Here is a 3,579-nt window from a genome sequence, read left to right on the forward strand (position 1 = left end):
GTAGTCGCTCTCGCGACTACCAGAGCGATCCACATTTTCAATGTGGAATTGCTCTATCCGCCCGTCCCGATCCGACGGATGCGGCCCCCGCGCATCTCGGTAAGCGGAGAATGCGCCTCCAGATAGGCCGCCGCCGCGTCCACATCCTTCACGGGCGCAAGGGGCAGCGGCCTGCCCTCGCGCAGCATGTCGTAGCCGTCGCCGCCGCGCGCCAGATAGGCGGGCAGGGCCACGCGGTAGCGCTCTCCCGCCGCCAGCGGCGCGCTCTCGCCCGCCGGGGACATCACGTCCGCGGACACGATGCGGCTGCCCACCGGGCGGGAAGCGTCCACGACGTAGCGCAGTCCGGCCGTCTGCAGGAGGGCCGGTCCCCGGCCGTCCTCACCGGCCACGCCGTGCTCCAGCGCCCGGAGGATCTGCGCGCCCGTGTATTCCCGCAGCACCACGTCGTTGCCGAAGGGGATGGCCGTCAGCAACGCGCCCCGGCTCACCTCGCCGGGCGGGATGGCCGCCCGGAGGCTGCCCGCGTTGACCAGCGCCATGTCCGCTCCCCGCGGACGGGCCACGTCCAGAAAAGCGTCGGCCAGCAACATGCCGCCGAAACAGTCCCCGGCACGGCAGGCTTCCATGCCGTCGGGGGCGTCCACGTCATGACGGCCCACCATCCGCGCCTGATAGCGTTCCAGCACGGCGGCATGTCGTGCCGTCAGCGCGGAAAGCTCCTCACGACGCGAGCACTCCGGCGTCAGTTCGCGCGGGCCGCCCCACCACCGCGCGGGGATGCCCCGCGCATCGAACGTCACCGTCAGATCACCGATATAGCGCGTGGCCCGCGCGGCCGTCACTATCAGTACCGGCTGTCCTGACGGCGAGCGCTCCACGAGGGGATACGGCCCCGTATCGGACCCAGGCCCCAGCCAGGTGTGCGTATGTCCGCCCACGATGATATCCACCCCGTCCACCTGACGGGCCAGCTCCCGGTCGGCGGGCAGGCCCAGATGGGAGAGCGCCACGATGCGCCGCACGCCCCCGGCTTCCAGTTCGGCCACGGCCTGCCGCAGGCTTTGCGCGGCATCGAGGAACAGCGTATGCGGGCAGGCCTGCGCCTGCGCCGTCACGCGGTCATTGGCCAGCCCCACGATGCCCACGGACTCGCTCTGCATCTTTCGTACCAGAAAGGGCAGTATACGGCTGCCGAACAGCGGACAACCCCGATCAGGCGCGATATTGGCCGCCACCACGGGGATGGGCTGGGCGTCAAGAAACCGTCGGAGCGCGTCGCACCCCTCGTCGAATTCGTGGTTGCCCAGCGTCATGGCGTCGTAGGGCATATGACGGTCGAATTCGGCCAGCACGGGCCACTTTTCCACGGCATAGAAAAGCGTCCCCTGGAACTGATCGCCCGCATCCAGCGCCAGCACGTCGCCGCTCTCGCGCCGGGCGGCGTCGATGGCGGCGGCGATACGTCCCATGCCGCCCCGGCAGGCCTCGTCCGTGGAACAGGGCTGCCAGCGCTCGTCCACGCCCGCCAGATGGGCGTGGGTGTCGTTGGTATGCAGGATGCGCAGCTCACCGCCGGGCGTCGCCTCCCCGGCCCGCGCGGGGCCGTGCGTCGCCCACAGGACCAGCGCGGCCCACAGCGCGAGGACCGCGACGCGGCGCGGCCGGGACCGCCCGGCTCCTCTCGTCCTCCGCATCTCCCCTCCCGACTCAGGAACGGGCCCGCGGGCCGCCGGTATACTTGATGATGGTGGCCGCGCCCTCGGGATGCGCCCGGAAATACAGGCGCAGGTTGCGTTCCTCGTCCAGCTCGCAGCGGCTTTCCTCCAGCAGGCCGTTGACCGCGGCGGTCAGCAGCGCCGTGCGCACGGACTCCGCCGTCAGGGCGCGGAACCCCCCGTACGTCCCGGAAAGGGCCTCCACCACGTCCTCGGCGCACGCTTCGGGGACCGTGGTCATGTAATCGAGGATGGCGAAATTAAGCGGCTTCATGGTCTCCCCTCCCCTTGCGTCCTCGACGGAACAACGTCATCGGATCGACGGCGATGAGGAAGATGCCGCCGATCATGATCAGCGAGGCCAGCCAGGCTATGGGCGGCATGTTCTTGCCTTCCATGCCGTAGTAGACCCCGAGCACCAGCCAGATGAAGAACGGCCCCCAGAAGGAGAACGCCCCGTTGCAGGCCATGCCCAGCGCCGCGCCGCACATGGCGTTGCCCTGATACCAGAGCATGAAGGCGAAATAGGCGCAGAACCCGGCCACCACGAACCAGCCCACCGAGCCGCCGTCCGTGAAGGCCGTCACGGCCATGCCCACCGCGTCCGCGCCGCCGAGCCAGCCGAACAGCGGCACCAGCAGGATGAGATTGGACAGACCGGACGTGATCTGCCGGATGGTGATGCCCACCTCCGGGTCGATGAGCGCCGTGCCGTAACCGCAGACGCAGCCCTCGATGCCCCAGCCCAGCGCGGCCAGCAGGCCGAAAGCCAGCCCCAGATAAAGATTGGCGGGCGCGTCGTCCGTCAGCCCGGTGCTGCCGATCATGACGCTGGCGGCAAAACAGATGAAGATGCCCGCCATGATCCGCAAGTTGAGCGTCTGCCCAAAGACCACCCTCCCAAGGATGGCCCCGATGGCCGGACACAGGGCGCTCATCGGCACCACCACCGACCCGGCATTCTGCAACCCTAGCACATAACACGTGCTGGCCAGCGGCCCGCCGATGAAGGCGGCAGCCGTCATGATGGCTCCGGGGCGCGTGCGCCAGCTCCGGGGCACGTCACCGAGCTTGCCCTTGAACGCGGCCAGCAGCAAGGCCCAAAGCGCGCTGAAACTGTCCGTCACCGCCGCGCCCAGCGCACTGAGCAGGAAGAGCGTCGCCACGGCCGACAGCTCAGACCCCTCCCCGTACCAGTCGCCCCAGATGCCGAGGCTCATGCCCAGCGTCATGAAGGCCGAATACAGACCGTAGGACATGCCGGAAAGCACGGCCACCGCGATGCCGTATGCGCGATAACGACGAAAAAGGATGGCGCGGGCCGTCGCCGCCGCCGGACTGGGGACGACCGCCGCCCGGGATGTGTGCCTGTTCATGTCGTTTTTCCTTGTCGATGTCGGTGGACGCCCCGCCCGCACCGCGCGGCACGAGGCCATGTATACCATTTTCCAGTCTTTTCACTGCCGGAGCAGTCTTTTTGGGGGGAAGGGGAACCCCTCCGCCTGCGCGAGAGGGGTTCCCCTTCCCCCCAAGCCCCCCATCCCTTCCCCAGCGCGCTTTTATTCAGGAGGATGGAAGGAAAAAGCGACACGCGAGCCATCCCTTCGCTTGCCGGTCTCCCGGCAGCATGAGGAATGGGGGACGTCTCTCCCAACGCGCTTTTGTCGGGAGAAGGACGGGGGACGAGACAAACGCTCCCCTTCACCCCCTGTCCGCCTGTCCACCCAAGGCTTGCCAATACAAATTTTACAAATAATTTCAATATATAAAAAACAACCTCTACACGCTCCACTTGCCATAGAGGCGGGGTCGCCTCGTGTCCCCGACTCTCCCCCCGGTAAAAGCGCGCTGGGGGAAGGGA

The 3,579-nt window shown here is 67.8% G+C and carries 3 protein-coding genes; all 3 read right to left on the minus strand.

The window, feature by feature from the left end:
* Positions 1-53: 53 nt before the first annotated feature.
* From Q0K00_RS11520 to Q0K00_RS11530, 3 genes are read right to left on the minus strand one after another with little or no spacing between them, the layout of a single operon-like run.
* On the minus strand, positions 54-1,697 hold the full coding sequence (locus Q0K00_RS11520) for a bifunctional metallophosphatase/5'-nucleotidase (protein ID WP_297229672.1): 1,644 nt from the start codon (positions 1,695-1,697) through the stop codon (positions 54-56).
* Positions 1,698-1,710: 13 nt separating this feature from the next.
* Positions 1,711-1,992, minus strand: a complete 282-nt coding sequence (locus Q0K00_RS11525; RefSeq protein ID WP_297229674.1) for a hypothetical protein — start codon at positions 1,990-1,992, stop codon at positions 1,711-1,713.
* Positions 1,979-3,094, minus strand: a complete 1,116-nt coding sequence (locus tag Q0K00_RS11530; protein ID WP_297229676.1) for a hypothetical protein — start codon at positions 3,092-3,094, stop codon at positions 1,979-1,981. The genes Q0K00_RS11525 and Q0K00_RS11530 overlap by 14 nt, the downstream gene beginning before the upstream one ends.
* Positions 3,095-3,579 lie beyond the last annotated feature (485 nt).

Origin of the sequence: uncultured Desulfovibrio sp. (assembly GCF_944327235.1) — a bacterium.
Lineage (GTDB): Bacteria > Desulfobacterota > Desulfovibrionia > Desulfovibrionales > Desulfovibrionaceae > Desulfovibrio.

Coding starts and splice junctions, on each gene's coding strand:
- Q0K00_RS11520 (WP_297229672.1), bottom strand. CDS start 1,697: ATGCGGAGGACGAGAGGAGCCGGGCGGTCCCGGCCGCGCCGCGTCGCG.
- Q0K00_RS11525 (WP_297229674.1), bottom strand. CDS start 1,992: ATGAAGCCGCTTAATTTCGCCATCCTCGATTACATGACCACGGTCCCC.
- Q0K00_RS11530 (WP_297229676.1), bottom strand. CDS start 3,094: ATGAACAGGCACACATCCCGGGCGGCGGTCGTCCCCAGTCCGGCGGCG.